Annotated in this window: 23 protein-coding genes; 9 read left to right on the forward strand and 14 right to left on the reverse strand. The window is 66.4% G+C overall.

Annotated elements, in window-relative coordinates:
• Positions 1-141 precede the first annotated feature (141 nt).
• From VFB33_15765 to VFB33_15785, 5 genes are all read left to right on the forward strand, one after another.
• The gene (locus VFB33_15765) at positions 142-1,302 is read left to right on the forward strand and encodes a deoxyguanosinetriphosphate triphosphohydrolase (GenBank protein ID HZO83152.1); all 1,161 of its coding nucleotides are present in this window, start codon (positions 142-144) and stop codon (positions 1,300-1,302) included.
• Positions 1,289-1,954: a tetratricopeptide repeat protein gene (locus tag VFB33_15770; GenBank protein HZO83153.1), complete on the forward strand. Its 666-nt coding sequence runs from the start codon at positions 1,289-1,291 to the stop codon at positions 1,952-1,954. Before VFB33_15765 ends, VFB33_15770 begins: the two co-directional genes overlap by 14 nt.
• A gap of 261 nt (positions 1,955-2,215) precedes the next feature.
• A complete protein-coding gene (locus VFB33_15775) occupies positions 2,216-2,845 on the forward strand; it encodes a hypothetical protein (protein ID HZO83154.1) in 630 nt (209 codons plus the stop codon).
• Between the two features lie 40 nt (positions 2,846-2,885).
• Positions 2,886-3,239, forward strand: a complete 354-nt coding sequence (locus VFB33_15780; protein HZO83155.1) for a glycine zipper domain-containing protein — start codon at positions 2,886-2,888, stop codon at positions 3,237-3,239.
• A 288-nt stretch (positions 3,240-3,527) separates the two neighbouring features.
• Positions 3,528-4,586 (forward strand): thioredoxin domain-containing protein, encoded by a 1,059-nt coding sequence (locus VFB33_15785; GenBank protein HZO83156.1) that lies wholly within the window; start codon positions 3,528-3,530, stop codon positions 4,584-4,586.
• Between the two features lie 258 nt (positions 4,587-4,844).
• Here the strand turns inward: VFB33_15785 and VFB33_15790 are convergent, their stop codons facing one another.
• The 5 genes from VFB33_15790 to VFB33_15810 all read right to left on the reverse strand — a co-directional run bounded on the left by VFB33_15790 (position 4,845) and on the right by VFB33_15810 (position 10,028).
• Complete coding sequence (locus VFB33_15790) at positions 4,845-5,576, reverse strand: tetratricopeptide repeat protein (protein HZO83157.1); 732 nt, start codon at positions 5,574-5,576, stop codon at positions 4,845-4,847.
• Between the two features lie 53 nt (positions 5,577-5,629).
• Positions 5,630-6,166 (reverse strand): bifunctional nuclease family protein, encoded by a 537-nt coding sequence (locus VFB33_15795; GenBank protein HZO83158.1) that lies wholly within the window; start codon positions 6,164-6,166, stop codon positions 5,630-5,632.
• A gap of 140 nt (positions 6,167-6,306) precedes the next feature.
• The gene (locus VFB33_15800; GenBank protein HZO83159.1) at positions 6,307-7,719 is read right to left on the reverse strand and encodes a VWA domain-containing protein; all 1,413 of its coding nucleotides are present in this window, start codon (positions 7,717-7,719) and stop codon (positions 6,307-6,309) included.
• A 37-nt stretch (positions 7,720-7,756) separates the two neighbouring features.
• The gene (locus VFB33_15805) at positions 7,757-8,722 is read right to left on the reverse strand and encodes a MoxR family ATPase (protein HZO83160.1); all 966 of its coding nucleotides are present in this window, start codon (positions 8,720-8,722) and stop codon (positions 7,757-7,759) included.
• A gap of 97 nt (positions 8,723-8,819) precedes the next feature.
• On the reverse strand, positions 8,820-10,028 hold the full coding sequence (locus tag VFB33_15810) for an FAD-dependent oxidoreductase (protein ID HZO83161.1): 1,209 nt from the start codon (positions 10,026-10,028) through the stop codon (positions 8,820-8,822).
• 102 nt (positions 10,029-10,130) lie between these two features.
• On the opposite strand from VFB33_15810, the gene VFB33_15815 reads away from it, so the two are divergent.
• From VFB33_15815 to VFB33_15830, 4 genes are all read left to right on the forward strand, one after another.
• The gene (locus tag VFB33_15815) at positions 10,131-10,439 is read left to right on the forward strand and encodes a hypothetical protein (protein ID HZO83162.1); all 309 of its coding nucleotides are present in this window, start codon (positions 10,131-10,133) and stop codon (positions 10,437-10,439) included.
• A 6-nt stretch (positions 10,440-10,445) separates the two neighbouring features.
• Positions 10,446-12,353: a sulfatase gene (locus tag VFB33_15820; protein ID HZO83163.1), complete on the forward strand. Its 1,908-nt coding sequence runs from the start codon at positions 10,446-10,448 to the stop codon at positions 12,351-12,353.
• Positions 12,350-13,426 (forward strand): sulfotransferase, encoded by a 1,077-nt coding sequence (locus tag VFB33_15825; protein ID HZO83164.1) that lies wholly within the window; start codon positions 12,350-12,352, stop codon positions 13,424-13,426. Before VFB33_15820 ends, VFB33_15825 begins: the two co-directional genes overlap by 4 nt.
• 120 nt (positions 13,427-13,546) lie before the next feature.
• Entirely contained in the window at positions 13,547-14,317 is a 771-nt protein-coding gene (locus tag VFB33_15830; GenBank protein HZO83165.1) for an NRDE family protein, read from the forward strand.
• On the opposite strand, the gene VFB33_15835 is transcribed toward VFB33_15830, so the two are convergent.
• The 9 genes from VFB33_15835 to VFB33_15875 all read right to left on the reverse strand — a co-directional run bounded on the left by VFB33_15835 (position 14,318) and on the right by VFB33_15875 (position 26,345).
• Positions 14,318-15,022, reverse strand: a complete 705-nt coding sequence (locus VFB33_15835; GenBank protein ID HZO83166.1) for a 7-cyano-7-deazaguanine synthase — start codon at positions 15,020-15,022, stop codon at positions 14,318-14,320. It lies immediately after the preceding gene.
• A 24-nt stretch (positions 15,023-15,046) separates the two neighbouring features.
• The gene (locus VFB33_15840; protein ID HZO83167.1) at positions 15,047-15,781 is read right to left on the reverse strand and encodes an SDR family oxidoreductase; all 735 of its coding nucleotides are present in this window, start codon (positions 15,779-15,781) and stop codon (positions 15,047-15,049) included.
• An 84-nt stretch (positions 15,782-15,865) separates the two neighbouring features.
• On the reverse strand, positions 15,866-17,125 hold the full coding sequence (gene lpxC, locus VFB33_15845; protein HZO83168.1) for a UDP-3-O-acyl-N-acetylglucosamine deacetylase: 1,260 nt from the start codon (positions 17,123-17,125) through the stop codon (positions 15,866-15,868).
• Between the two features lie 43 nt (positions 17,126-17,168).
• A complete protein-coding gene (locus VFB33_15850; GenBank protein ID HZO83169.1) occupies positions 17,169-19,406 on the reverse strand; it encodes an ATP-binding protein in 2,238 nt (745 codons plus the stop codon).
• A 3-nt stretch (positions 19,407-19,409) separates the two neighbouring features.
• Positions 19,410-19,625 carry a DUF2905 domain-containing protein gene (locus VFB33_15855; GenBank protein ID HZO83170.1) on the reverse strand — a complete coding sequence of 72 codons (216 nt, stop codon included), beginning with the start codon at positions 19,623-19,625 and terminating at the stop codon, positions 19,410-19,412.
• A 51-nt stretch (positions 19,626-19,676) separates the two neighbouring features.
• Complete coding sequence (gene fusA, locus VFB33_15860; protein HZO83171.1) at positions 19,677-21,779, reverse strand: elongation factor G; 2,103 nt, start codon at positions 21,777-21,779, stop codon at positions 19,677-19,679.
• Positions 21,780-21,895: 116 nt separating this feature from the next.
• Positions 21,896-22,732: a biotin--[acetyl-CoA-carboxylase] ligase gene (locus tag VFB33_15865; GenBank protein HZO83172.1), complete on the reverse strand. Its 837-nt coding sequence runs from the start codon at positions 22,730-22,732 to the stop codon at positions 21,896-21,898.
• 46 nt (positions 22,733-22,778) lie between these two features.
• Positions 22,779-23,630, reverse strand: coding sequence for a carboxylating nicotinate-nucleotide diphosphorylase (gene nadC, locus VFB33_15870; protein ID HZO83173.1), 852 nt, complete (start codon positions 23,628-23,630; stop codon positions 22,779-22,781).
• Between the two features lie 24 nt (positions 23,631-23,654).
• Positions 23,655-26,345, reverse strand: a complete 2,691-nt coding sequence (locus VFB33_15875) for a valine--tRNA ligase (GenBank protein ID HZO83174.1) — start codon at positions 26,343-26,345, stop codon at positions 23,655-23,657.
• Positions 26,346-26,422 lie beyond the last annotated feature (77 nt).

Here is a 26,422-nt window from a genome sequence, read left to right on the forward strand (position 1 = left end):
AGACGGCACGAGCCACGCGCAGAAGCCGGTCTGCCGCGCCGCGAGCGCGTCTGTTGACAGCCGCAAAGCCGTGCGGTTCAGGACCCGCGCGGTTGCGTGGTAACATCGGCGCTGACCTGCAGTCTGGCATCGGCGCCCGTCATGTTGCTGAGCAGAGAAGAGCTGGAAGAACTCGAGGCACGTAACCTTGCGCCTTACGCGATGCGTTCGCGTGACAGCCGTGGGCGGCGCTTTAGCGAGCCCGCGCATGCGATGCGCACGGCTTTCCAGCGCGACCGCGACCGCATCATCCACTCCGCCGCTTTCCGCCGTCTGGAGTACAAGACCCAGGTCTTCGTCAACCACGAGGGCGATTACTACCGCACGCGGCTCACGCACACGATGGAGACGGCGCAGATCACGCGCACGGTCGCGCGCGCGCTCGGGCTCAACATCGAACTCGCAGAGGCGGTCGCGCTCGCCCACGACCTCGGCCATACGCCGTTCGGCCACGCGGGCGAGAAGATCATGCGCGAACTGATGGCGCCGCACGGCGGCTTCGACCACAACGCGCAGAGCTTGCGCACGGTGGACTGGATCGAGGTGCGCTATCCGAACTTCCGCGGGCTCAATCTCACCTTCGAGGTCCGCGAGGGGATCATCAAGCACTCCGACTTTCGCGCGCGCCCCGCCGCGCAGGAGTTCGACGCCGCGCTCTATCCCTGCCTGGAGGCGCAGATCGTCGATCTGGCGGACGAGATAGCTTACCTCGCGCACGACGTGGACGACGGGCACAAGGCGCAGATGCTGACGCTCGACGAGCTTAACCGTTCGCGCCTGTTCCGCGAATCAGACGCCGCGGCCCGCGCCGCCAGCCCCCACGCCGCGGCGGGCGTCGCGCGCTACCAGACCGTGATCCGGATGATCGATGCGATGGTGACCGACCTCGTCACCAACATCGACGCCGAGCTCAGACGTGCGGCAATCCAGAGCGTGGACGACGTGCGGCGCGCCGGCCGCGCGCTTGCCGGCTTCAGCCCCGCGATGGCGCCGATGGTCGAGGAGCTCAAGCAGTTGATGCGCGAGCGCCTGTACCGGCACTACCGGGTGAGCCGGATGACCGGCAAGGCGGCGCGGGTGCTCGAAGCCTTGTTCAACGCTTACATGGGCGATCCGCACCAACTGCCCGACCATATCCTGCGCCGCGTCGAGGCCGACGGCGAGCCGCTGGCGCGGGTGATTGCCGACTATATCGCCGGGATGACAGACCGGTTCGCGCTTGACGAGTACCGCAAGCTTTTCGACCCCGATGAGCGCGTCTGACGGCACCGTGCGCGGCGCCGCGCGAGGGCGAAGTACGTCGCGCCTGATCATCCGGCGCGACGACCACGTCGGCGATGCGCTGGGCTTCGCCTTCCTCGAGGCGGCAAGCGGCGACCACGAGACAATAATCGACCGTCTGCGCGAGTACCTCGGTCCGCGGATCAAAATCGTGCGCGCCGAAGCGAGCGCAGAGCAGATCGAGATCGAAGTCAGCGTGCGGCGGCTTGCCGAGGAGGCGACGCGGCTGGCGCTGGCTGCCGACGCGCTCAGCCACAAGGGAGCGCGGCGCAATGCCCAGTCTTTATTTAAAGAAGCACTCGAACTTGATCCTCTGAACGTCGCCGCCTTGCGCGGGATGGCCACCCTGCTGGCCGCGCGGGAGGACTGGACCGGAGCGCTTAGGACGCTGTGCCGGGCGCGTGAGGCGGGTGGCGAGAGCGCCGAGCTGCTGCACGAGCTTGGCCGCGTCGCGGCAGCTTCCGAGCGCACAGCGGCAGCGGTCGCCTATCTGGAACGCGCCTGTGAGCTTGCGCCCGACAATTTCGCGATTCGGCGCACGCTGGCCGACCTCGGGCGCAAGCCGCGCGCGACGCGCCAGGCGCGGGCGCGAGCAACGGCAAATCCGGGCCGAACACGCGACAACGCCCGGTAGCAATTCGAACTCGGCCAGCGTTCTCTCGGGCGCGGCGCAATATGGAATTTGAGAAAGCGCTACGAAAGTAGGAGACTGGTCACACTCGCACAATCAAACGCCCCGATGCGGCGCGAGGGCGCCGATCCGCGGTACGATCGGGTAGGGCTGCGCTGCGGCGTGACCGGTTACGCGCATCCGGGGGATGGCGTCTGACCACGCGCGGGACGCCCGTTATCCAGTGAGCGCGCAATTCCAACGTCCTGGAGGGAGGGACCTGTCATGAAGCATGCAAACCACTGCTACGGCCTGTTGGCGCTCTTCTTCGGCGGAATCGTCGGCAGCGGGCTCGCCACGCATTTCTGGCCGCGCGCCGACGCCTTGGCCGCTGCCCGCCATAGCCGCGTCGTTCGCGCGGAGAAATTCGAGTTGGTCGCGCCCGACGGCAGCCAGCGCGGCCTGATGCAAGTGACGGCGCGCGGGATGGCCGCTCTTGCACTCTACGACGCCGCCGGAAGGAGCCGCGCCGAGCTCAAGACGATGGCCGACGGTTCGTCGGCGGTCGCGTTTTATGACGCGATGGGCCGGCGGCGCGCGGTGGTCGGCCAAAGCCACGGCGGGCGCGGCGGTATCGCCGTCTATGGGCCCAACGGCACGCAGCTTGCCGGGCTGAGCGCCGCGCCAAACGGCGAGGCGAGTCTCACCCTCTACGATCAGTCGGGCAAGGCGCGCGCGGGACTCGGCCTGCCCGCGACCGGGCAGCCCGCGCTCGCCCTGTTTGATCAGAACGGCAAGGAGCGCGCCCAGCTCTATCTCAAGTCCAACGGCAATCCGGGTCTTGCGCTCGCCAGCGCCGACGGCAAAACGATCGCCGGCTTGCCCGCAGGCAACGCCGCGTCATCGCAACCATAGAACGTCCGACAAGTTGACGCGAAGCGAAGGAGGCTTTGCGATGGATCGTCGGTCGAGAAAGGCGTTTGTGCTAGTTTTTGCGGCGGCGTGCGTGATCGCCGCTGTGGGATGCAGCGGGCAGCCGCTCTCGACGCGCGAGAAGGGGACCCTGCTCGGCGGCGGACTCGGCGCGGCAACCGGCGCAATTATCGGCGCGGCCGTGGGCGCGCCGGGCGCGGGCGCGGCAATCGGCGGCGCGCTGGGCGGAGTCGGCGGCTTCGCGGTGGGAAACGAGATGCAGAACCAGGAAGCCGCGCAGCAACAGACCCAGTCCCAACTCCAGACGCAACAGCAGGAGATCGAGCGCCAGCGCAGGGAAATCGAGCGCCTCCAGCAACAGTCCGAGACCGAATAGCCGCGTTGGCGGCATCGGCCTGGGAGGGCCGCGATGGTGCAGCCGGGCTGAGCAGCTGCAGCCGGCTTCGCTCGTCTCCTGCGCTCGCCCCACTAACCGAGCGCATCCGTGGAGCACAGCACTAACCGAGGCATCCCCGGAGCATTCGGCAAGTTGACATAATATTTCTTATACGAACTGTCGGCTCGTACAATAAAGCGCTTAATCGTCCACGGGTGGCGCGTGGCGGCGCCGGCCTAGTCCGGTACTGGCGCGGCCGCTCCCGCGTCTCTATGATTGGATGCCGTTATGCCCAAGCCCAGACCGAACGGACTCACGTGGGCGCTCGCATGCGCGCTGATGCTAGGACTTGTCGCTGTCCCAGCGCTGGCCACCGGCGGGCGCGCCGCCGCCGAAGCCTCCAGCCAGGCCGCGGCCGGCAGCGACCAGCATCTGCAAGTCTTCATCCAGCATCACTTCCGCCTCGGCAGCCCCGCCGACGTCGAGCTCGGCCCCCGCAAGCCGTCCGACATCAAGGGGCTCTTCAGCCGCGTCGTGACTCTGCACGCCGAAAGCGGCCAGACCGCTAAGTTCATCCTCTATACCGACGCCGCCCAGAAGACGGCGATCATCAGCGACATCGATATCGGCGCCGCCACCCCCGGACCCGTGCATGGGCTGTGGACGCGTCCGCTGCGCGCAGTCGGCGCGCCCGCCAATTCGCCGCCGCGCTCGGAGCTGATCACCGAGTCGCCGGGCAAAGCGCTTGTCGGCAGCCTGCTCGACCTCAGCAAAGACCCGTGGGGGCGCGTTGACACAAGCAAGCTGCGTCTCGCCGACCGCGCGACGCTCGGCCCCGAGGACGCGCCGGTGACCATTATCGAGTTCGGCGACTTCGAGTGCCCCTACTGCGCACGCGCCTTCGGCGACATCGAGACCGTGGTCAACACGACCTACAAGGGCAAGGTGCGGCTGATCTTCAAGAACTTCCCGCTCAACATTCATCCGTGGGCGATGCAGGCGGCGCTCGCAGCCGAATGCGTGCGGCGCCAGAACCCCAAGGCGTTCTGGCCCTTCGCCGACGATATCTACCGCGACCAGGGCGAGATCACGCCGCAGAACCTGCGCGAGCACGTGACCGGTCAGGTCAAGAAGCTCGGGCTGGACGAGGCGGCGCTCGACGCTTGTATCGCCGGCGACTCGGCCGAGGCGCAGGTCAACCAGGACCGCGCCGACGGCAATGCAATCGGCGTCAACTCCACGCCGACTTTCCTGGTCAACGGGATCGAGTTGGTCGGGCTCCCCTCCGACAAAACCTTCGCTTCAGTGATCGATTCAGAGCTCAAGCAGCGCGAGGCGAAGAAGTAGCGCCGCGCAAAGCGCTTCATCTTCCGGCGCCGCGAGCGCAGGCGGCACACAAGCGAGGCTTCGCGAACCGGTATCGGCTTCGCTTGCGCGCAGCCGTCCGGGATCCTTCGACTCCGTTCGCGTTTGCTCGCTTCGTCCAGGGGTGGAGAGCGCTCGCGTCACGCGACGCGATTGAACTCTTTGGATGGAGAGCATCGAGCCGGGAGCTGGCAAAGCGGCTTTGGCGGGAGGAGCGAAGCCCTGCCCCGCTGACGACAATCAGCGCGCCGGCACGCTGGCGGGCTTGATGAGCTGGACCGACGGTGCGGGCGTCGCGCCCGGCGGCGCGACGCCGAGGCGCGCAAGCGTCTCGCGCACGCTCTCGCGCTCGGCGGCAAACGGATGCGCACTGACGAAGGCGCGGTAGGCGGCGATCGCGTCGCCGCGCTTGCCCTCCTTAAGCAGCATCCGCGCCGCGCCCAGTTCCGCCCTCGCCTGCCCGGGCCCCGCTAGCTTTGCCGCCTCGCGGTAAGCGTCGGCGGCCTGCTTGTAGTCGCCGAGTTGTTCGTAGGCGACGGCGAGGTTGTTGAGGGCGGTGTCACGAAAAATCGAATCGCCGCCGCGGTCGAGGTAGGTGCGCAGCGCGTCGCGCGCCTTGGCGGGCTCCTTCTGCGCCAGGTAGGCGCTGGCTAGGTAGAGGTTGGCGAGCCGGCCGACCGCGCGATGCGACTCGTCGGCCGCGAGCCTGCCCAGCGCCTCCTCGGCGGCCGGGTACTGCCGCTGTTCGAGCTGGCTCAACGCCTGCGCGAAGCGCTCCCCAGCCAGCCGCGCGCGGCGCGCCTCATAGTAGTAAACGCCCAGCACGACCGCGGCGATAACGATCAGGGCGCCGGTTGCGAGCAGCACCTCGCGCAAATGAAGTTCGAGGAACGTGCTGACGGTTTCGACGACGGTCTGAAACTCGTCTGGCTGCTTGAGTTCTTTGCGGCTGAGTTTGCGGCGGGTCGCCAAGTGGGTCTGTGGACGCGCCGCCGCGCCGGCGCGCGGGAGACGCGGGGGCCAAGTTACATCTTGTACTTGAAGTCCTCGGGCGACATCCGCTCGAGGATTTCCGACCACTTGTCGCGCGAGACGCCGGCGAGGTTCTGATCGGCGCCGCTAGCGGGCTCGGCGGCCTGCTCGCGCAGCTCGCTCGACATCTCGAGCACCTTCTTGGCCACGTAGATCGGCGATTTGGTCCGCAGAGCGAGCGAGATCGCGTCGGAGGGGCGCGAGTCGATCTCCATCTCGCGCCCTTCGCGCGTGCGCATCATGATCCGCGCGAAGTAGGTGTTCTCGCGCAGCTCGGTGACCTCGACCGCCTCGACCGTGGCGCCCAGCTCACCGAGGACGTTGCGCAAAAGATCGTGCGTCATCGGGCGCTGCGGACGGATTCCCTCCAGTTCGGTCGCCATCGAAGCCGCCTCGAGCGGACCGATCCAGATGGGTAGATTGAGCTTGTTGTCCGGGTCCTTGAGCACGACGATCGGCATCTTGGTGGTCGGATCGAGGGTCAGCCCGCCGACCATCATCAGAATAAAATCTTCCCTCTGCGCGGCCATGGCGAATTTCTTTACTCCAGCCGGGTAGCCCGCGTCGCGCCCGAGCGCATGCGAACGCTCAATGCGGCACACATTTATCTTGGACCAAAGCCGCACGGCGGTCAACCTGAGTGAGCGCCAGAGCGCGGCCAGGCGCGCGCTCAGCGCGCGACCAGATGGTCCACGACGCGGTAAAGCTGGTTGAGATTGCGGCACTCCTCGACCAGATCGCAGTGCACGGCGTAGCGCTCCATCTCGCTATCGCCGAAGCCCCAGGTGTTGCGGCTTTCGGGATTGAGCCAAATGATGCGGCGGGCGCGCTGGCGAATCTCGCGCAGGCACCAGTCGTGCGGCAGGTTGTAGTTGTTGCGCGCGTCGCCCAGCACGATCACGGTGGTGCGTTTGTTGACCGCGCCGATGTGGTCGGCGACGAAGTTGCGGAAGGCGCGCCCGAAGTCGGAGTGGGCGTAGACGTTGATGATGTCGCCCTTGAGCGCGGCGTCAAGCGCGTCCTTGATATCGTTGGTGCGGAAGTGCTCGGTGACTTCGCCGATGTCGGAGACGAAGACGAAGCTGCGCACGCGCGAGTAGAGGTCCTGAAGCGAATAGACGAACTGGAGCATGAAGCGCGAGGCGTTGCGCACCGAGTCCGAGACGTCGCACAGGATGACCACCTGCGGTTTCTCACGCTTGCGCTTCTCGAAGCGCAGCTTGAACGGCACCCCGCCGTACTCCAGGTTGCTGCGCAGCGTGCGCTTGATGTCGAAGCGGCCCTTCTTGGTCCGCTTGCGGCGTACCGCGAGCACGTTCTTCAGCCGCTGCGCCAGGCGCGCGACCGCCTCCTTCATCTTGTCCAGCTCCTCGTCACTCAGGTAGTAGAAGCTCTTGTCCGAGAGCTGGTTGAGGCGCTGCTCCTCGCGCGCCTTGAGGTCGCGCTTCTCGCGCTCCATCCGGACGTAGCGGCGGACGATATCGTCGAGGGCCTTGAGCCGGCGTTCGAGGTACTTTTCGAGCTGGGCCTTGAACGCCCCGCCCAGTTCCATCTTCTGGATCTGCTCGCGCAGCTCGCGGATCTCCTGCTCGAGGCGGTCCAGGCCAAGCGCGCGCGCCAGCGCGCGGGCGAAGTAGTTCTCCTCGATGGTCCGCTCGATACCCTGCAGGCGCACCGCGCGGGCGGCCTCGCGCAGGCGTTTCTCGAGCGCGCCCGAGCGGTTCTGAAGCAGCTCGCGTGCCAGCTCCGAGAGCTTCTGCCCTTCCTTCTTGAGCATCTCTTCGACCTCGTCCAGGAACTTCTGGAAATCCTGGTCCGACATCGAGAGCGCGTCCTGCACGGCCTGCCCGGCCTGCTTGATGATCTCGCCAAGCCCGGAGAAGTAGACGTCGAACAGCTCCTCGAAAACCGGCAGCTCGCTCGCCCGCTTGATCATCGTGGCCCGCAGCGCGGCGCGAAACGCGTCGCGCTCGCCGAGGCCAGTCATGTTGGCCGCGCCCAGGGCGTCGAGCGTCTCGGCGAGCGACACCCGCACGCCGTTCTGGCGAAGCAGGTTGGCGAATTCGACCAGCTTGTCTTCCATCGTGGCTCCGCGGGCGGCGGCGGCCGGCAATCGGGCGCTAGTTGAGGAGGTCCTTGTCGCTGGCCGGCCCAGCGTCGCTGCCGCGCCGCGCGCGCGCCCGCCGCACGTACTCCTTGAGCTCGTCCTGCGCCTTGCGCACGTCGCCTTCGTACTTGACGATCGTGTCGAGGGTCTCGTTGACCAGTTCCTGGTCGAGGCTCTGCACGTTGAGCAGCGTCAGCGCCTTGACCCAGTCGATAGTCTCGCTGATGCCGGGGGTTTTCTTCAAGTCGAGCTTGCGCAGCGATTGCACCACCGAGACGACCTCGGTGGCCAGCTTGTCGGCCGCCTCGGGCGCCTTGAGCTTGATGATCGCGAGCTCCTGATCGCGGTCGGGGAAGTCGATGTAGAGGTGCAGGCAGCGGCGCTTGAGCGCGTCGGACATCTCGCGCGCGTTATTCGAGGTCAGCACCACCAGCGGAAGCTGGCGCGCCTTGAAGGTGCCGATCTCGGGCACGGTGACCTGGAAGTCCGAGAGCAGCTCGAGCAGGAAGGCCTCGAACTCGGCGTCGGCCTTGTCGATCTCGTCGATCAGCAGCACCACCGGCTCGTCGGCGGTGATTGCCTTGAGCAGCGGCCGCGGTAGCACGAAGCGCTCGGAGAAGAAGACCTCGTCCTCCTTGGCGATGCGGTCCACGGCGGCGGCCAGCCCCTGCGCGCCGGTCAGCACCTCGCTGATCTTGTCCTTGAGGATCTGCGTGTAGAGCAGTTGTTTGGCGTACTCCCACTCGTAGAGCGCCTTGCCCTCGTCGAGTCCCTCGTAGCATTGCAGGCGGATGAGGGTGTGACCGAGCGCGGCGGCGAGCACCTTGGCGAGGTCGGTCTTGCCGACGCCCGCCGGGCCCTCGACCAGGATCGGCTTCTTGAGCGCGGCGGCCAGGTACACGACGGTCGCGATGCGGCGGCTGGCGATGTAGCGCTGCTGGGCGAAGCGCTCGATTACGTCATCGATCGACGAAAACATTCATCCTCCTCGGCGCTGCGGCTACCGCCCCGGGGCTGCCGCGCAATCGTCAATGCTTATCACGAGCCGGACGCGCTTTAAAACGGGGGCTGACGTCTCAGATGTGCAGTTCCTCAAGTGCCGGCTCGCCGCGTGCGAAGCGGGCGCGATCGAGTGCGCCGGCGTCGAAGCGCTCGTAGCGGCCGGTGGCAATCAACTCGGCCAGCGCCTGTCCCGCCCCGTAGGACTGCATCACGCCGCGCCCGCTGAACGAGTGCGCCTCGTACACCCGCGGCGCCGCGCGCCCGATGATCGCGCTGCGGTCGGGCGACACCTCGTACAGCCCCGCCCATCCGCGCACGTGGCGCAGCCGCTCGAAACACGTCATCCGCGCGTACAGTCGCGGCCAGACCTCGTCGAGGAAGAAGCGCTCGCCGTCGTAGTGGAAATGGTAGCCGGGCGGCTCCTCGGGCGGCGAGTAGCCGGCCAGGATGTAGGCGCCGTCGTTGTGGAAGTACACGCCCGAAGTATCGACGATCATCCCGTAGGCGGCGAGGTTGGTCGCGCGATTATCGACGAGGCAGATCTGGCGCCGAATCGGCTGGCTCAGGTTTTCCAGGCCCACCAGCCTAAGCGCCGTCGGCGACCATGCGCCGCCGGTTATCGCGACCGCGTCCGCCGCAAGCTCGAACAGATGGCCGGCGGCGGCCTCGCCCGGGCCGTCCTCGGTCATCATCCGTATCAGGGCCTCGTCCGACAGCGGCTCGTCGGCCCGCCAGCATCCGATTCGCACCTCGCTCGGGCCGGCCTCGATGGCATGCACGAAGACGGAGTCGAGATATTCGGCGCCCAGCGCGCGCGAGCGGGAGCGGTAGTGCTCCTTGAGCAGATTGGGATTGATCAGCCCGTCGGCGGGCGAGAACGTCGCACCGGCGATTCCATCGAGGCGGTCGATCTCGGGCACCCGGCGACTAACTGCGCCGGCGTCCAATTCCTCGATCGGATGGCCGAGTTCACGCTGAAGCGGTAAATGGGCCAGGGCCTTGGGCCAGGTCTCCGCGTCGTACAGCCACAGATAACCCTTCTGCCGGAAACCGACCTCGTCGCGGACGGTTTCGTAGTACTCGATCGAAGCGCGGCAGAGTCGGACGTTGACCGGCTGCCACCAGGTCGCGCGCACGCCGCCCGCGTTCTTCTCGCTTGAACTGAGCCGACCGCTGAGGTCGATATCGACGACGGCCGCGCGCAAGCCGCGCTCGCCCAGCGCCATCGCGAGCGAGCTGCCGACCACGCCGCCGCCAATCAGTACCACGTCGTAGCGCGCCATCCGAGCCACGTCTAAAGTCTATCGCAAAGCGTCGGTCCTTGCCCCCGCTATGCGCAAGCGCGCCCCATCCCCCCTGCCCTACTTGTGCAGCGCAGGCTGCTTTTGCCAAGTTTGAGCCGCGACGCGTGGTGCGCCGGTTCGGTCGACCTGCGCTGCGCAAGCGTCGCCCGTTCGATGATTCTGGTCGCTGCAATCGGGATCGCGCTGGTACTGTCGTGGCGCGGCGAGTCCTTCGCCTACATCGACCCCAACGCGGGCGGGTTCCTCTCCCAGATTCTGGCGCCGTTGGTGGCGGTATTTCTTTCGTTCGTTTTCTATTGTCGCAAGGAACTTAGGCGGCGGCTCAAATCCGTCCGCGATCGACTCAAAGGACACCGGGCGCGCGAAGCCGCCCGCGAAGCCGGAAAGTAAGCCGCGATGCTCGCGCGATGGTGGTTGCTGTTCCGCAGCCTCGCGGTGCCGACCGTGCTTTTCTTCGCTCCGGTCCTCGTGTCCCAGCAGCTTCGCGGACTGTCCTACTTCCTTTCGCCTGGCGGCGCCGTCGCCGAGCTTGCGCTCGACCTGACCGCGTTCGTGCTGTTGCAGGTTGTATGCGCGGCGTGCCTCGCGTTCATCCTTTCGACGGGACGTGCGCTCGGGCTTTGCAGCGAGCGCGCCGACGCGATCAGTGCGGGGCTTTTCGCGCTGCTCAGCATCGGCTTTGCGCTCTACGCGCTGATGAGCCCGCTCGATTCGATGGTCGGCCCGATCGCCAATGCGAGCATCGAGGCCACGGTTGCGCTCGCCGCCGTTATCGCGCTCAGCTTCTTCGGATGGGGGCGGGCCTTCGCGCTGCTGAATAACCTGAACCGCTCGGCGCAGAGGGTGTTGACAATCTGCCCGCTCCTGCTGGTCGGCGTCCTTGGCGGCGCCTTCGGATGGCGCAGCTATGACGCGATACCGAGCGCGCGAAGCGTCGCAGGCGATCCGCCGCGTCAGCCCAACGTCGTGCTGATAAGCTTCGACGCGTTGGCCGCGCAGGACATGTCGCTGTACGGCTATCGGCTGCCGACCACGCCCGAGTTCGAGCGGCTGGCCCGCCGCAGCTACAACTTCATCAATTTCTATTCGAGCTCCGACTTCACGACGCCCGCGGTTGCGTCGCTGCTGACCGGCCAATATCCGCTGACCAACCATGTCTTCCAGCTCTACGGGCATATCCCCCATCGCATGCGCTCGCAGAATATCGCCTGGCTTTTGCGCGAGCGCGGCTACACTACCGCCGCGATCGTCACCAATCCGGCGGCGCATCCGCTAGTTCTGCGCATTGCGGACTCCTTCACCAGCCTGCCGGCGCCGCCGATATCGCCGTGGTTCGCTGCGGGCACGTACCTGATGCAATTGCGTAACAGTCTGCTGTTCGACATCGCCAACGGGCTTGCTGTAAACGCGCTGCGCAACTTCGGCTGGCTGTTTGGACGCTTCAACCGCGCGCCCTGGGTCGCGCCGCGCCCGGTATTCGACGCGGCACGCGAGTTTATCCGCGGCGCGCACCAGCCCTATTTTTTGTGGATTCACCTGTTTCCGCCGCACGCCCCGTACGTGACCGACGCGCGCTTCCGCGGCCGGTTTGCGGCAGGCTTAGCCTACACGACGCAGGTGCAGTATCTGTGGAAAGCGGTCGGTCCGTCCTATCCAGCGTCAATGCAAGACGAGATCGATCAGCTCAGGCTGCGCTATGACGAAAGTATCGCCGAATGCGACGGCGAGCTGGGCGAGTTCCTCAACTGGATGGGGACGAGCGGCCGCGACGCCAATGCGATTGTGGTGGTCACCTCCGACCATGGCGAGAACTTCGCCAACGGATGGTGGACGCACGAGTCGCCGGACTTGCATTATGCCGAGACCCACATCCCGCTGCTTATTTCGCTGCCCGGGCAACGCCACGGCTACGTGGTGAAGGAGGACGGCGACCTGACCGACGTCGCGCCCACGCTGCTCGCCCTGCTCGGGATAGCGCAGCCCTCGTGGATGGACGGCCATCCGCTCATTGGCAGCACCGGTGCGGCGGCGGCCCCGCAACCGGCCTTCTCGATGTATCTTGCGCAGTCGGACGCGTTTGAACGGCCGGCCGTCGGCGCGATCGCCGCCAGCTCCGGCCCCTGGCATCTGGTCTGGCACTTCCCCTCTGGCCGCGCGGAGCTTTTCGATATTGCACGCGATCCGCAGGAAACCCATGGCACGTCCGTGCTTCGCCCGGCCGGACTGACAAAGGCGCTCACCGCCGAGATCCGGCGGCGCTTCGGCGGCGCGCTCAATCTCGCCTCGCCGGTCAACCGCCGATGAGTCCGGGAGGCTCCTGGTCGCGGCCGGTATTCAACCTTAACCTCGCCGCATGGCGCGCGATCCGCAACCGCAATCGCGCGCCGGTGGCCCGCGGCCTCGCATTGCGCTTCTGTCTTGCCGGTGGCGCGTTCTCGATGCTGGGGGCGCTTCAGGAGCGAATGTACGGCCGCGCGCTGGAGCGGATCGAGGTCAAATCGCCGGTGTTCATCGTCGGCCACTGGCGCAGCGGCACAACCCTTTTGCACGAACTGCTCGCGCTGGATGAACGCTTCGCCGCACCCGACAACTACGCCTGCTTCAATCCGCATCACTTTCTGCTCGCGCGTCACGGCGCGCCCCCTAAGAGGCAGCTTGTGCGCCCGACCGGCGACATCGTGGTCTCGGCCTTCTCGCCGCAGGAAGAAGAATTCGCGCTGCTCTGCCTGGGGGCGACGTCGCCTTACGAAGCCTTCATGTTTCCCTCGGCGATGAATCGGCTCGAGGCGCTCAGCGATCCCGACCTTTTCGAACAGCGGGAGCGGCGTCGATGGGACCGCGCGATGTTGTGGATTCTCAAGGCGACTGCATACGTCAGCGGCGCCGGCCGGCGGTTGGCGGTCAAGTCGCCGTCAAATTCGCTCAGAATCGCGAGGCTGAACACTCTTTTTCCCGACGCATCGTTTATTCGCGTCGTGCGCGAGCCATGCGCCGTCTTCTCCTCGTCACTCCGGCTCTGGCAGAGCATGTGGGAGCGCTACGCGCTGACGCCTCCGCTTGGCCAGGACGCTTTAGTCGAAAGGGTTCTGCAGGCGGGGCTGGCCTTGGAGCGGAAGCTGCAGCATGGTCTGCGTGGACTGCCGGAGGACAGGGCCGCGACGGTCCGCTACGAGGACTTGGTGGCGGATCCGCATGGCACAATCGAGCGCCTCTACCAACGACTGATGCTCGGGAACCCTTCGTCCGCGCTGGACAAGGTCGGTCGATATATGGACTGCAACTCTCCTCGCCCGCTCGCTTCAGCCGACGATTGGAAACCGCTTGTCCAGCGCCGATGGTCGGCCCTCTTCGACGAATTCGGCTACACGCTCAACTGAGTCGCAAGGCGTCTGTTTCCTTGGAATTCCTTTAAATCCGGGGCTTCGCCGAAGCGGCCCCGGTGGCGTCGCCATGCCCTCTTGTACGACGCGGGCGGGTTTTGCCAAGTTTGAGCGTCGATGTGCACGTTGGCCATCTACTTCAAGGTCTTTGCCGACCTCCCGGTCGTGATTGCGGCCAACCGCGACGAGTACCTATCGCGCCCAGCGCTCCCTCCGACCACCCTGCTCGAGCGGCCGCACGTGGTCGGCGGCAAGGACCTGCTTGCGCACGGCACCTGGCTGGGGATCAACGAGCACGGCCTGGTCGCCGGATTGCTCAACCGGCGCGCGGCCAACAACGGCGCCAACAATCCCGCATTGCGCTCGCGCGGGCTGCTCTGCCTAGACGCGCTGCGCCATCGCAGCGCCGCCGAGGCGATGGCCTTCGTGCGAAGCCAGAAGGGCGCCGACTACAACCCGTTTAATCTACTGGTCGCATCGCGCCAGCGCACCTTCGTCGCCTACAACCGCGCCGGCGTTATCGAAATCGTGGAGCTGATGCCGGGGATGCACCTGCTGACCAACCTCGACCTCGATGACTTCGAGTGCCCGCGAATCAGCCGCTCGCACGAGCGCTTCGCCGCGCTCGGCGCCTCGCCCGAATTCGCGCGCGATCCCGTCGGCCGGCACGAGGAACTGGCGCGCTTGCTCGCCGACCATTCGACCCAGCTCGACCCGCGTTCGGGGCGGCCCAATTCGCTGTGTCTGCACCTTGGCGAATACGGCACCCGTTCGGCGAGCATGATCTTCCTCGGGCGCGAGCGCGGCGCGATCAATCACTTCTTCGCGCCCGGCCCGCCGTGTACGGCGCGTTTCGAGCCCGCGCCTGTCCCGACGACTGCGAATTAGCTACCTGGGCGGTGGGCGGCGTATGTAATCGGTGGGATCGGCAACCGCGGCCGCGCGGAACGCCTCGATCCGCTCGGCGCACTTGGTGCAGGCACCGCAATGGCGCCCTCCCTGCGGTCGCGCGCACGACATCGTGAACTCAAGCGGCAGGCCTGCGCCGCGCAGAATCACGTCGGCCTTAGTCATCCCGACGTACGGCGTGAGCACGCGCAGCGGCAGCCCGGCGCCGAGCCGCACCGCGCGCTCGACCGCGCGGAAGAACTCCGGACGCGCGTCTGGGAACGGATTGCTCTCCAGCGGCGCCATCGCGATCGCCCCAATCCGGTTGTGTGCGCAGAACACGGCAGCCTTGGCGAGCAGGCTCAAGTTGCGCCCGAGGATGTAGTTGGACGACAGTGCCGCCTTGTAGCCAGGCACGCGGCGCCCGGTGACTGTCCAATGACTGCCGGCGACGTCGCGCATCGGCAGTTCTAACACGGTCAACCGATGCACGTTGGACATGCCAAGCCGCGCGACGAAGCGGCGCAGCGCGGGTAGTTCGTGGCGCTCCCACAACAGCCCGGCCCGGATGTAAACGGGAAAGACCTCGCGCCCGCGCCGCGCCAGATCGGCCAGCATCACCGAGCTGTCCAGCCCGCCGCTTGCAAGTACGGCGAGCCGCCGCTTGAGCGGGACGATTCGGTAGTCGCGATCGGCGAGCGACATGCGGGCGTGCGGAGCCAAGGCGGTCTAGTTGAGCAGGCGGCCGCCGTCGAGCAGCAGCGTCGAGCCAGTGGCGAAGTCGGTGCCCTCGCACAGGAAGAGCACCGCGTTGGCGACGTCTTCGGGCGAGCCGAGCCGCTTGGTGAGGGTCGCCGCGGCAAGCCGCGCGTTCTCCTCCGCGCTGTAGTCCTCGGGCGGCATTACGGGGCCCAGTGCGACGCAGTTGACCTGCACCTCCGGTGCGAGCGCCTTTGCCAGCGCGCGGGTCAGCCCGATGAGCCCGCTCTTGGAGACGGTGTAGGGCAGGTAGTTGTTGTACGGCCGGATGCCGGCCCAGTCGCCGATATTGACGATCTTCCCCGCGCCCTGCCGGCGCATCGCGAGACCCGCCGCCTTGGCCAGGAAGAACGGCGCCTTCAGATTGACGTCAAGATTAAGGTCCCAGTCCCGCTCGGTCAGTTCTTCCAGCGGCCTGCGGTAGAAGATCGAAGCGCAGTTCACCAGGACGTCGATGCGGCCGAAGGCAGCCATCACTTCGGCGGTCATCCGGTCGATCTCGGCGACGCGTTCGAGGTTGGCGCCGAAGGCGCGCGCGTGGCCGCCTGCGCGCTCGATTTCGGCCACCACCTGGTCGGCCTCGGCGCGCGAGCGATTGTAATGCACAGCCAGCTTTGCGCCGCGCCCGGCGAGGCGAAGCGCGATCGTGCGGCCGACGCGGCGCGCGGCGCCGGTGACCAGCGCAACCTTGTCTTTGAGCTCCATCAGTGTGGTTCCGGCCCGGGCGCATGTACGCCCCGCGCGTAACGATTGTGGCGCACCGCGCGCCGGTCGTCCACCGCGCGGCTTCTACAGCGCCGCCTTGATCGCACGCAACAGGGCAAGATTGTCGGAGTGGCCGGTCTTGCGCGCGATCACGTGCCCTGCCACTGGTCGTCCGAGCAGATAGAGATCGCCGATGAGGTCGAGCACCTTATGGCGTGCGAACTCGTCGCTGAAACGCAGCGTCGTGTTTACGACCTTCTGGTCGTCAATCAGGATGAGGTTGTCGAGCCGGCCGCCGCTCGCCAACCCCATCTCGGCGAGCTTATGAAACTCGCGCACGAAGCCGAAAGTGCGCGCCGGCGCGATCTCACGCACGTACGCCTCGGGCGAGCTCAGTTCAAAGTGGACGCTCTGACGCCCGATCGGCGCAGGATATTCAAGCGTGTAGTCGACGACAAGACAATCGGCAGGTTCGATGCGGATCGATTCGCCGTCGTGGCCGATTGCGATCGGACGCGCGACGCGCACCGGCTCGATCGCCGCGTCCTGATCGGCAACACCCGCCTCGGCAATCTGGCGGCAGAACTCGAGCGCCGAGCCGTCGAGCGCGGGCACTTCGTCGTCGGTCTTGATGAGCAGGTTGGTGATACCCATCCCGTGCAGCGCTGACATCAGGTGCTCGACCGTGCGCACCGAGCGTCCGCCCGCGGTCAGCGTGGTGTTGTAGCCGGTGTCCGTGACGTTCTCCAGGCGCGCGACAATCGTGGTTTCGTCGGCGAGCGAGGAAAAAACGATGCCGCTACCCGGAGGCGCCGGGTGCAGGATCACGCCGGTCTTGAGCCCGCTGTGTAATCCCTGTCCCCCCGCCACCACCGGGCGCGCGAGTGTGCGTTGAGCGCGGCCGCCCAGCGCAGGGCGCACAGGCGCAAGCGCTGGCACGCGCGCCGCTTCGCCGCCGGCGGACATCCGCACGCCGCCGTTCTCGCGCTCGAGCACGCGCGCGATCGAAGCGAGCAGCCCGTGCACAGAGAACGGCTTTTCGATGAAGTCAGCCGCGCCAAGGCGGGTCGCGGCGACCGCGCTCTGGATATTGCCGTGGCCGGAAATCATGATCACGCGCACTTCGGGACGTTCAGTCTTGATCCGGCGCAGGAGCTCAATGCCGTCGATACCTGGCATCCAGATATCGAGCAGGACCAGCGCCGGGTGCTCGCGCGCAATCAGCTCCATCACGCCGGCGGGGTCGCCGGTGTCGAGCACGCGAAAGCCCTCGTCGCCCAGAATGCCGCGCAGCGAGGACCGGATCCGCTCCTCATCATCCACCACCAATACGGTCTCGTTCACGCTTTTTTCCTGTTTAGAAGGGATGCGCCGCGCGAAATGCGCGCTAGCTGAGAACGTTCGCGAATTGCTGGTCTTTTATAGGAAATTCGAGCACGAATCTACTTCCCCGCGGCGCCCGCTCGCGCACCCGCACGAAGCCGTGATGGTCGGCGACGATAGCGGAGACAATCGCCAGGCCCAGGCCGGTGCCACCCTTACGGGTCGAAAAATAGGGCTCGAAGATACGCGAGCGCATCGCCGGCGCAATTCCGGGTCCGTTGTCACAAACTTCCAGGGTGACCACTCCGCTGAGCGCGTCGAAGGCCGTGCGCAGCTCCACCCGCGCCCGTTCGCCGCCGTTGGGGTTGGCCGTGCGCGCGGCGTACACCGCGTTCTCCATCAGATTGACCAGCGCGCGCTTGAGCGCCTCGCGGTCGATCGCGATGCGCGGCAGCGTCGGCGCCAGCTCGACAGCGAATTCGACGCCCGGGTTGGTCTCGCGAAACGTGGCCGCGGTCTCTTCCACGAGCGGATTCAAGTGGCCGGGCACCGGGTTGAGATGGGGCATCCGGGCGAAGGCCGAGAACTCAGCGACCAGGCGTTTTAGGTCTTCGACCTCGCTGATGATCGTGCGCGTGCACTCTTCGAGCAGCTTGCCCGCCTCGCCATCCGCGCCCGCGGCGAGTTGACGGCGCAGCCGCTCGGCCGAGAGCTGGATCGGCGTCAGCGGATTCTTGATCTCGTGCGCGATGCGGCGGGCGACCTCGCGCCACGCCTCCATCCGCTCGACCTTGGCGAGCTGGCTTACGTCTTCCAGGAACAGCACCGTGCCCAGCTCGCCGCTCTCGCCCAGTGCGCTCGCCGTCACCATCAGTTCATGCTCGCCGCCGCCGTTGAACGGCTCCAGCTTGAGCGAGGAGTGCGCTTCGTGGGGATGGCGGTTTTGCGCGAAGATCTCGTCAAGCGCCTGCGCCAGGGCCGGACGGAAGACCGCGCGCCATGAACTCCCGAGCGCGTCAGCGGCTTTCAGCCCTAACATCCGCTCCGCGCACGGGTTGATTGCCGTGACCGTCCCCTGCTCGTCGAGGCCGATAACCCCCGCGCTGACGTTGCGCAGCAGCGTTTCGGTGTATGAACGGCGGCGCTCCAATTCGGCGCGCGAGGCGCGCAGATCGGCGGTCATCCGGTTGAACGAAAGGACCAACTGGCCAATCTCGTCATCGCCGACCGACGGGATTTGATAGTCAAGCTCGCCGTGGGCTATCGCCTGGGTGCCTTCGGCGAGCAGCTTGATTGGTCCGGTGACGCCCCGCGCAAGGAACATCCCGAACCAGCTCGCCAGCAGCACCACGACCAGCCCGATCAGCGTCAGCGCCAGGAAATAGCTGTGCAGGATGGGCTGATGAAGAATGCGCAACTGGGAGTAGTCCTCGAAGGTTTTCGAGATGCCGGCGGCGCGCTGTGCCAGGCTGCGCGGCAGGAAATAGTCCACCACCACCGCGCCGATCACCGCGTCGGAGTCCGCGGAAGTGTAGATGGGCGCGCTGCCGCGGATGATGTCCGACTTGCCCAGGCTGTCGGTGCGGGTTGTCGCGTGTCCGCTCAGGGTTTGCGCCAGTAGCGGCGATTCTGGCGCGACGCCGATTCCAGTCGGGGTCTTGGGACTCAGCGCGAGCAGCAACAGGCGACGCTCGCGGTCGAAGACCTCGATTGTACCGAGGTTGTACTCCTGCTGGCGTTGCTCGACGAACGTCTTCAGCGCGGCCCGCTGGTCGGGCTTGAGCAGGCCGCGGGCGGCGATCTCGCCGGCCAGCACCCGCGCGAAGTGCGCCGCATTGTTGGCCGAGTTAAGGTAATAGACCTTGGCGATGTCGAGCGAGTCGTCGAGCACGCGCTCGTACTCGGGGTTGAACCAGCTCCCGACGTCGGCGTGCAGGAAGGCGCCCGCAACCACCAGCAGGAAGGCGCTCGGGACCAGCGCCACCGCGATAAAGCCCAGCACCAGGCGGACCTGGAACTTCGAGCCGATCAGCCCGCGGCGATGCTCGAAGATGACCTTGGCGAGGTTGCGTCCGACCAGCAGCAGGAGCAGGCCGAGCAACAGGAAGCTGAGGTCGAACAGCAGGATTACAACGAGGTTGGAAACCAGCGAGGTGTGGCGGCTGAGCGGCGGCAACTCGGTCTGGGCGAGCACGAAGGCGACCAGCACGGCCGCCGCCACGCCCACCGCGATAAGCTCGCGCCGGCGGCGCTTGAGCTCAGCCTCGCGCGCCGCGTCTGTGACTTTGACCTCGTCGGCCACGCCTCAGCGCCTCAACAGAGCCAGCAACAGGCTCAGGATGACACTGATCACGATCGCCGTGGTTAGTGGAAAATACAGCGCGAAATTGCCGCGCCGCACGTAGATGTCGCCGGGCAGCCGGCCCAGCCCGGGTATCGAGCCAAGTCCCCATAGCGCCGCGCCGAGCACGATCAGAATGAGCCCCAGCGCGATAATTGCTTTTCCAAGTTGCGATGCCATCGTCAAGCCCTACACGCGCGTCCACGCGTCGCGGAGCCGGCGCGTAATGTCTCAGGCGTGGGCGCGCTCCTTTTGCGCAGCCTCGCGCGCTTCGCGTGCTTCCTTGATAATTTTGTCCGCGATCGGTCCTGGCGCCTCTTCGTAGTGCGAGAAGTGCGACTCGAACGACCCACGCCCCGAGGTAATCGAGCGCAGGTCGGGCGCATACTTCAGGATCTCCGACATCGGGACCAGCGCCTTAATCACCTGGCTCTGCCCCTTGCGATCCATCCCCAGCACCTTGCCCCGACGCGAGTTGAGATCGCCGATGACGTCGCCCATGCATTCCTCGGGGCACGCGACCTCCAGCGCCATGATCGGCTCGAGGATGATCGGGCGCGCCTTCTCCAACGCCGCCTTCAACCCCATCGAGGCTGCGATCTGGAACGCCATGTCCGAGGAGTCCACCGCGTGAAAGCTGCCGTCGTAAACCGACACCTTCACGTCAACCACCGGGTAGCCCGCCAGATAGCCCTCGCTCAGGGTGTTGCGCACGCCCTTTTCGACCGACGGGATAAACTGGCGCGGGATCACACCGCCGACGATTTCGTCCTTGAACTCGAAGCCGCCGCCGCGCGCCAGCGGCTCGACGCGTAGCCAACAGTCACCGTACTGTCCGCGGCCGCCGGATTGGCGCTTGTACTTGCCCTGAGCCTCGGCGCGCCCCTTGATGGTTTCCTTGTAGGGCACCTTGGGCGATTGAAGTTCAACTTCTACATTAAATTTCCGCTTGAGCTTCTCGACCGTCACTTCGATATGCATCTGGCCGGTGCCGGAGAGGATGATCTCGTGGGTCTGCGGATCGCGATGCATCTCGAGCGCGGGATCCTCCTCGACCAAACGCGCCAGCGCCTGCGAGGCCTTCTCTTCGTCGCCCTTGCTCTTGGGCCGCACGGCAAACGATATGACAGGGGCAGGCCGTTCAGCGGGAGGGAAAATCACCACGGATTTCTCGTCGCATAGCGTATCGCCGGTGGTAGTGTCCTTGAGCTTGGCGACGGCGACGATCTCGCCGGGCAATGCGGCAGCAATCGGCGCCTGCTTCTTGCCCTCGAGCCGCAGCAGCTGGCCGAAGCGCTCGCGCGCGCCGCGCGTCGCGTTAAGCACGCTGGCGTCGCTGCTGGCGCGGCCGGATACGACGCGGAAAATCGACAGCTTGCCTGCGAACGGATCGATCACGGTCTTGAACACGAAGGCCGAAAACGGGGCCGCCGGGTCGGGCGCGCGTTCGACCGGCGCACCGTTGCCGTCAATCCCCTGGCGCGCCGGCCGTTCGTTGGGAGCCGGCAGCAGCGCAAGCACGGCGTCGAGCAGCGGTCCGACACCGATATTTTTAGTTCCCGAGCCACACAGCACGGGCGTCAACTTGCCGCCCAGCACCGCGGCGCGTAGCGCCGCGCGCAGCTCCTCGTCCTCCAGCGCTCCCTGATCGAGGTACTTTTCGAGCAGTGCGTCGTCGGTCTCAGCGACCGCTTCGCATAGCCGCGTCCGCGCTGCCTCGGCGCGCGCCTTCAGATCGCCGGTTAAGTCCTCTTCCTTCGCCTTGCCGCCAGTATCGACGTACGACAGGGCCTTCATCGCCAGCAGGTCGATGACACCGCTGAATCCGGCTTCCTCGCCGATCGGAAGCGTGAGCGCGACCGGATGCGCTTCGAGGGTCTTCTCGAGATCGGCCATCGCCGCGTCAAAGCTGGTGCGCTCGCGGTCGAGGCGCGAGACGAAGGAAATGCGGGGCAAGCCCAAACGTCCGGTCGCTTCCCAGATTTTTTCCGACTCGACCTTAAGGTCGCCGCCCGGAGTGGCAAGGAAGACTACGGCGTCCACCGCGCGCATCGTCGCAAACGTATCGGGCAGAAACGCCGAATAGCCGGGAGTGTCCGCGAAGATCACTTCGTTGCGCTTCCAGTTGAAGTGATGGAACGAAGAGTTTATCGAAACCTGGCGGCTGAGCTCCTCGGGTTCGAAATCCATCGCCGCGGTGCCGTCGTCCGGGCGGCCCAGGCGGGTCACCGCCCCCGCCGTGAACAGTATCGCCTCGGCGAGCTGGGTCTTGCCGGTGGCGCCCTGGCCGACGATCGCGATGTTTCTGAGGCGCCCGATTTCCTCCACAGCCATACGCTTTGCTCCTGGCCAAGTTCTCTAGGTCGTGTCCAGCGCTCCCGCTACGCGTGATAATTCCGTGCCGCGGGCCGCGGATCGTGGGCTAACGCGACCGTCAACGCTTCCCTGCCTCAATCGTACGCGCCCTCAACGGTTACGTCACCCGCCAGCACCCGAAGCGTCCCCACCTCTGTATCCAGCAAGAGCGCGCCGTCGGCTGCGATCCCGCTGACCGTGCCGCAGAGGCGGTTGCAACCGTCAACGACGGCGACACGCCGACCGGTCAGCGCCGAGTAACGCTCCCATGCCGGCCACACCGCGGCGAAACCGCCGCTCAGGGTCTCCATATAGCGAGTGTCAAGACGGGAAAAAAGCGCGGCGGCAAGCGTCGTGCGGTCGCAGGGTCGGCCGGTTGCGGCGAGTACCGAGGTCGCCTTGCCGCGCAGGTCGTCTGGAATCTGCTCGGGCGGGAGGTTCAGATTGATCCCGATCCCGAGCAACACGCAGGCCAGGCGCTGGCGCGTGTCGGTTACCGCCTCGGCGATGATCCCGCCCACTTTGCGCCCGGCAAGCCATACGTCGTTGGGCCATTTGAGCGCGACGATGCCGGGCGCCACGCTCTCCATCGCTTCGGCCACCGCGACACCCGCCACCAGGCTGAGCAGGGCGGCTTCGGCCACCGGCAGGTCGGGGCGCAGGATGAACGTTCCGTAAAAGTTGACGCCGGGCGGCGAGTGCCATCGCCGGCCCATCCGCCCTCGCCCCGCGCTCTGCTGCTCCGCGACCACAACTTCACCGTGGAGCGCGCCCTGGGCGGCCAGCGCCCTCGCGGTTTCCTGCGTCGATTCCAGCTCTTCGAAATAGTGAACGCGCCATCCGATCGATCCGGCCGGACGCCCGGCGGCGGCCGCCTCGTACGGATTGGCGGAGCGCTGAGAGTTACGACGCGAGTTTCGGCGCGTGGGCATCGTTCTGCTTCCTGTCAGATTTTCGCCGGCGACGCGGCGTCTGATTCTAAGGCGGCTCGATTCGCATGCTGAGGTCAACCGCTGGCGCCGAATGCGTGAGCGCACCCACCGAGATCAGGTCAATCCCAGCCTCGGCAATTGCGCGCACACTTTCCAGCGTCACGCCTCCGGAAACCTCGAGCAGAACCGGAGCGGGTGCGAGTGCACGCGCCTGGCGGATCGCTGCGAGCGGCATGTTGTCGAGCAGGATCGCGTCGGCGCCGGCGGCCAGCGCTTCCTCGACCTGGGCGAGGGTTTCGCATTCGACCTCGACGCGCAACGTATGGGGCGCCAGCTTGCGCGCGCGCTCGATCGCAAGGCGCACTGACCCCGCCGCCGCGATATGGTTCTCCTTGATCAGCACGCCGCTGTCGAGGCCGAAGCGATGGTTGAAGCCACCGCCGACTCGCACCGCGTATTTTTCCACCACACGCAGGCCCGGATGGGTCTTGCGGGTGTCGACGATGCGCGCGCGAGTGCCCGCAACCGCCTCCACGTAGCGGCGCGTTATCGTCGCAATTCCCGACATCAGCTGCAGGAAATTCAGCGCCGTACGTTCGCCGATCAGGAGGCCGGCGAGCCGGCCCTCAACCTCGGCCACAACCGCGCCCTGCGCGAGGATCTTGCCCTCAGGGGCAAGTGTCGAGACTGCAGGTTCGGCGCCCGACAGCCTGAAGACGCGATCGATGAGGACGCCGCCGCAAAGCACGATGTGGGGCGACTCCTTGACCACGATCCTCGCCCGTCCCAACTGTTGCGGCGCCACGGTAGCGGCAGTGGTAACATCGCCCTGGCCGAGGTCCTCAGCCAGCGCACGGCGCAAAAGCTCGGTCAGGTCGAGTTGGTTGAATAGCTCCACGGCCCCGCTCGCGCGACGCTCGGGCTACACCGCTTCTTCGAGTTGCCTGAGCTGGGCGCGCAGCAGGCGTTCCTGGCTGGCCAGCTCGTCTGCGCGCTGCTGCATCTGCTCGCGCATCTCGGGCGCCGCCTTGGCGATGAAGTCCGGATTGTCAAGCCGCGCCCGATGTTGTTCGAGATGGGCGCTTACGTCGCCCAGCTTCTTGCGAATCGCCGCGCGCGCCCGCTCGAAATCGAAGGCTGCGGGTGCGATCACCGAAACCTCACACCATCCCAGCACCGCGGTGACCATCCCCTTTGCCGCGCGGTCGGCCGCGCCGGCCAGGCTGATGCTTGCGGTCTTGGCCATCGTCGCCGCGTACGGCTTCCAGCGCTCGAACTCGGCGCGAAACGCTTCCATCGCCTCGCCCGTACCGCCCGCGCCAAGCAGCCTGATGCGCGCTTCCACGCGCTGCCCCGGATGGTAGCCGAGCAGCGAGCGCAACGAGTTGATCGCTTCGGTGGCCGCGATACAGCGATCCATCGCCGCCGCCTCGCCCTCGCCGAGCAAATCGCGCTCGGCCGGGGTCGGAAACCTCGCGATCGCCAGATGGGGCGCCAGGCCGGACTCGTCGATATAGGGGCGCAGCGCCTGCCAGATTTCCTCGGTCACAAAGGGCATGAAGGGATGAAGCAGGCGGAGCAGCGAATCGAAGCATCGCACCAGCACCCAGCGCGCCGCCGACTGCCGCGAACCGGTCTCCTTCAGCGGCTCCTTGGCCAGCTCGATATACCAGTCACAGAACTCATGCCAGATGAAATCGTACGCCTTGAGCGCCGCGACGTTGAACTCGTAGCGATCGATCGCGGCGCTCACCTCGCGAATCGCCTCGTCCAGCCGCGCCATGATCCAGCGCTCTGCCAGCCTGAGCTCGGACGGCTGCGCGGATGGCACGGGTTGCGGCGCGCCTTCGAGGTTCATCAGCACGAAGCGAGCCGCGTTCCATACCTTGTTGGCGAAGGCACGCGAGGCGGCCAGTCGGTCGTCAGAGAGGATGAGGTCGCGCCCCTGGACGCTGAGCTGGGCGAGCGTGAAGCGCACCGCGTCAGTGCCATAGCGCTCCATGATGTCGAGCGGATCGACCACGTTGCCGCGCGACTTGGTCATCTTCTTGCCGTACTGGTCGCGCACCAGCGGAGTGATGTACACGTCGTGGAACGGCACCTGCCCCGTGCACTTCAACCCCATCATCATCATCCGGGCGACCCAGAAGAAGATGATGTCGAAGCCAGTGATAAGCAGGCTGGTCGGATAGTAGCGCGCCAGCTCGGGTGTGGCGTCGGGCCAGCCGAGGGTCGAAAACGGCCACAGCGCCGAACTGAACCAGGTGTCGAGCACGTCGTCGTCCTGGCGCAGGTCGGTGCCGCCGCATTTGGCGCAAGCCGTAGGCCGCTGGGCGGCAACCGTCGGCTCGCCGCATCGCTCGCACCAGTACGCCGGGATGCGGTGGCCCCACCATAGCTGGCGCGAGATGCACCAGTCGTGGACGTTTTCCATCCATGAGAAGTAGGTGTTCTCCCAGAACTTTGGATGGAAGGCTGTGCGGCCGTCGCGCACTGCCGCGATCGCTTCCTCGGCCAGCGGTTTGATCCGCACGAACCACTGATACGAAAGCAGCGGCTCCACCACGGTTTCGCAGCGCGAGCAGACGCCGAGCGCGTGACGGTGCGGCTCGATCTTTTCAAGCAGCCCCTGCGCTTCGAGGTCCTCGACCAGCTTGCGCCGGCAATCCTCGCGCGTCAGCCCGCGGTACGCGCCCGCCGCATCATTCATTCGCGCGTGCGCGTCCATCACCGCAATCTGCTCGAGCCCGTGGCGGCGGCCAAGTTCGAAGTCATTGAAATCGTGCGCCGGAGTGATCTTGACCGCGCCGGTGCCGAAGGCCGGGTCAACGGCGGGATCCGCGAGCAGCGGAATCTCGCGGCCCGTCAGCGGCAGCACGATCTTTTTTCCGACCAGCGCGCGATAGCGCTCGTCGTCCGGATGCACCGCGACGGCGGCGTCGCCCAGCATCGTCTCCGGCCGCGTGGTCGCAACGGTAACCGCGCCCGCGCCGTCAGCTAAGGGGTAGCGGATGTACCACAGATGGCCCAGCGTTTCCTTGTGATCGACTTCGAGGTCGGAAAGCGCGGTCTCGCAGCGCGGGCACCAGTTGATCAGGCTGAGCGCGCGGTATATCAGCCCCTCGCGATAGAGACGGACGAAAATTTCGCTCACCGCGCGCGAAAGCCCGGGATCGAGCGTGAAGCGCTCGCGGCTCCAGTCGCACGAGGCGCCCAGACGGCGCAGCTGGTTGAGGATGCGCCCGCCGTAGGTTTCCTTCCACTGCCACACCCGCGCGACGAAGGCCTCGCGCCCAAGGTCGTGGCGCGTCTTGCCCTCTTTTGCCAGTTCGCGCTCGACCACGTTCTGGGTCGCGATTCCGGCATGGTCAGTGCCCGGCTGCCAGAGCGTGTTGTAACCCTGCATCCGGCGCATGCGCACGATCACATCGTGCAGGGTGACGTTGAGCGCGTGACCGAGATGAAGCTGGCCGGTGATGTTGGGCGGCGGAATGACGATCGAGAATACGGGGCCCGGACGCGCCGGATCGGCCTTGAAATAGCCGAGGTCAATCCAGCGCTGAAACCAATGCTCCTCCGCGCTCTTCGGGTCGAAGGTCTTGCTCAGTTCCAAGGGGAGCCCGTCTTGCCTAGCGGAATTCAGTGCGTTGAGCGGTCAGGCCGATAAGCACTGGCCTACCGCGGCGCATC

Source organism: Candidatus Binataceae bacterium, assembly GCA_035650475.1.
In the GTDB taxonomy this organism is placed as follows: domain Bacteria; phylum Desulfobacterota; class Binatia; order Binatales; family Binataceae; genus JAKAVN01.

Bases quoted from the DNA above. Each gene is read 5' to 3' on its own strand.
- VFB33_15765 (HZO83152.1), top strand. From the start codon at position 142: ATGTTGCTGAGCAGAGAAGAGCTGGAAGAACTCGAGGCACGTAACCTT.
- VFB33_15770 (HZO83153.1), top strand. From the start codon at position 1,289: ATGAGCGCGTCTGACGGCACCGTGCGCGGCGCCGCGCGAGGGCGAAGT.
- VFB33_15775 (HZO83154.1), top strand. From the start codon at position 2,216: ATGAAGCATGCAAACCACTGCTACGGCCTGTTGGCGCTCTTCTTCGGC.
- VFB33_15780 (HZO83155.1), top strand. From the start codon at position 2,886: ATGGATCGTCGGTCGAGAAAGGCGTTTGTGCTAGTTTTTGCGGCGGCG.
- VFB33_15785 (HZO83156.1), top strand. From the start codon at position 3,528: ATGCCCAAGCCCAGACCGAACGGACTCACGTGGGCGCTCGCATGCGCG.
- VFB33_15795 (HZO83158.1), bottom strand. From the start codon at position 6,166: ATGGCCGCGCAGAGGGAAGATTTTATTCTGATGATGGTCGGCGGGCTG.
- VFB33_15800 (HZO83159.1), bottom strand. From the start codon at position 7,719: ATGGAAGACAAGCTGGTCGAATTCGCCAACCTGCTTCGCCAGAACGGC.
- VFB33_15805 (HZO83160.1), bottom strand. From the start codon at position 8,722: ATGTTTTCGTCGATCGATGACGTAATCGAGCGCTTCGCCCAGCAGCGC.
- VFB33_15810 (HZO83161.1), bottom strand. From the start codon at position 10,028: ATGGCGCGCTACGACGTGGTACTGATTGGCGGCGGCGTGGTCGGCAGC.
- VFB33_15820 (HZO83163.1), top strand. From the start codon at position 10,446: ATGCTCGCGCGATGGTGGTTGCTGTTCCGCAGCCTCGCGGTGCCGACC.
- VFB33_15825 (HZO83164.1), top strand. From the start codon at position 12,350: ATGAGTCCGGGAGGCTCCTGGTCGCGGCCGGTATTCAACCTTAACCTC.
- VFB33_15830 (HZO83165.1), top strand. From the start codon at position 13,547: ATGTGCACGTTGGCCATCTACTTCAAGGTCTTTGCCGACCTCCCGGTC.
- VFB33_15835 (HZO83166.1), bottom strand. From the start codon at position 15,022: ATGTCGCTCGCCGATCGCGACTACCGAATCGTCCCGCTCAAGCGGCGG.
- VFB33_15840 (HZO83167.1), bottom strand. From the start codon at position 15,781: ATGGAGCTCAAAGACAAGGTTGCGCTGGTCACCGGCGCCGCGCGCCGC.
- VFB33_15855 (HZO83170.1), bottom strand. From the start codon at position 19,625: ATGGCATCGCAACTTGGAAAAGCAATTATCGCGCTGGGGCTCATTCTG.
- fusA (HZO83171.1), bottom strand. From the start codon at position 21,779: ATGGCTGTGGAGGAAATCGGGCGCCTCAGAAACATCGCGATCGTCGGC.
- VFB33_15865 (HZO83172.1), bottom strand. From the start codon at position 22,732: ATGCCCACGCGCCGAAACTCGCGTCGTAACTCTCAGCGCTCCGCCAAT.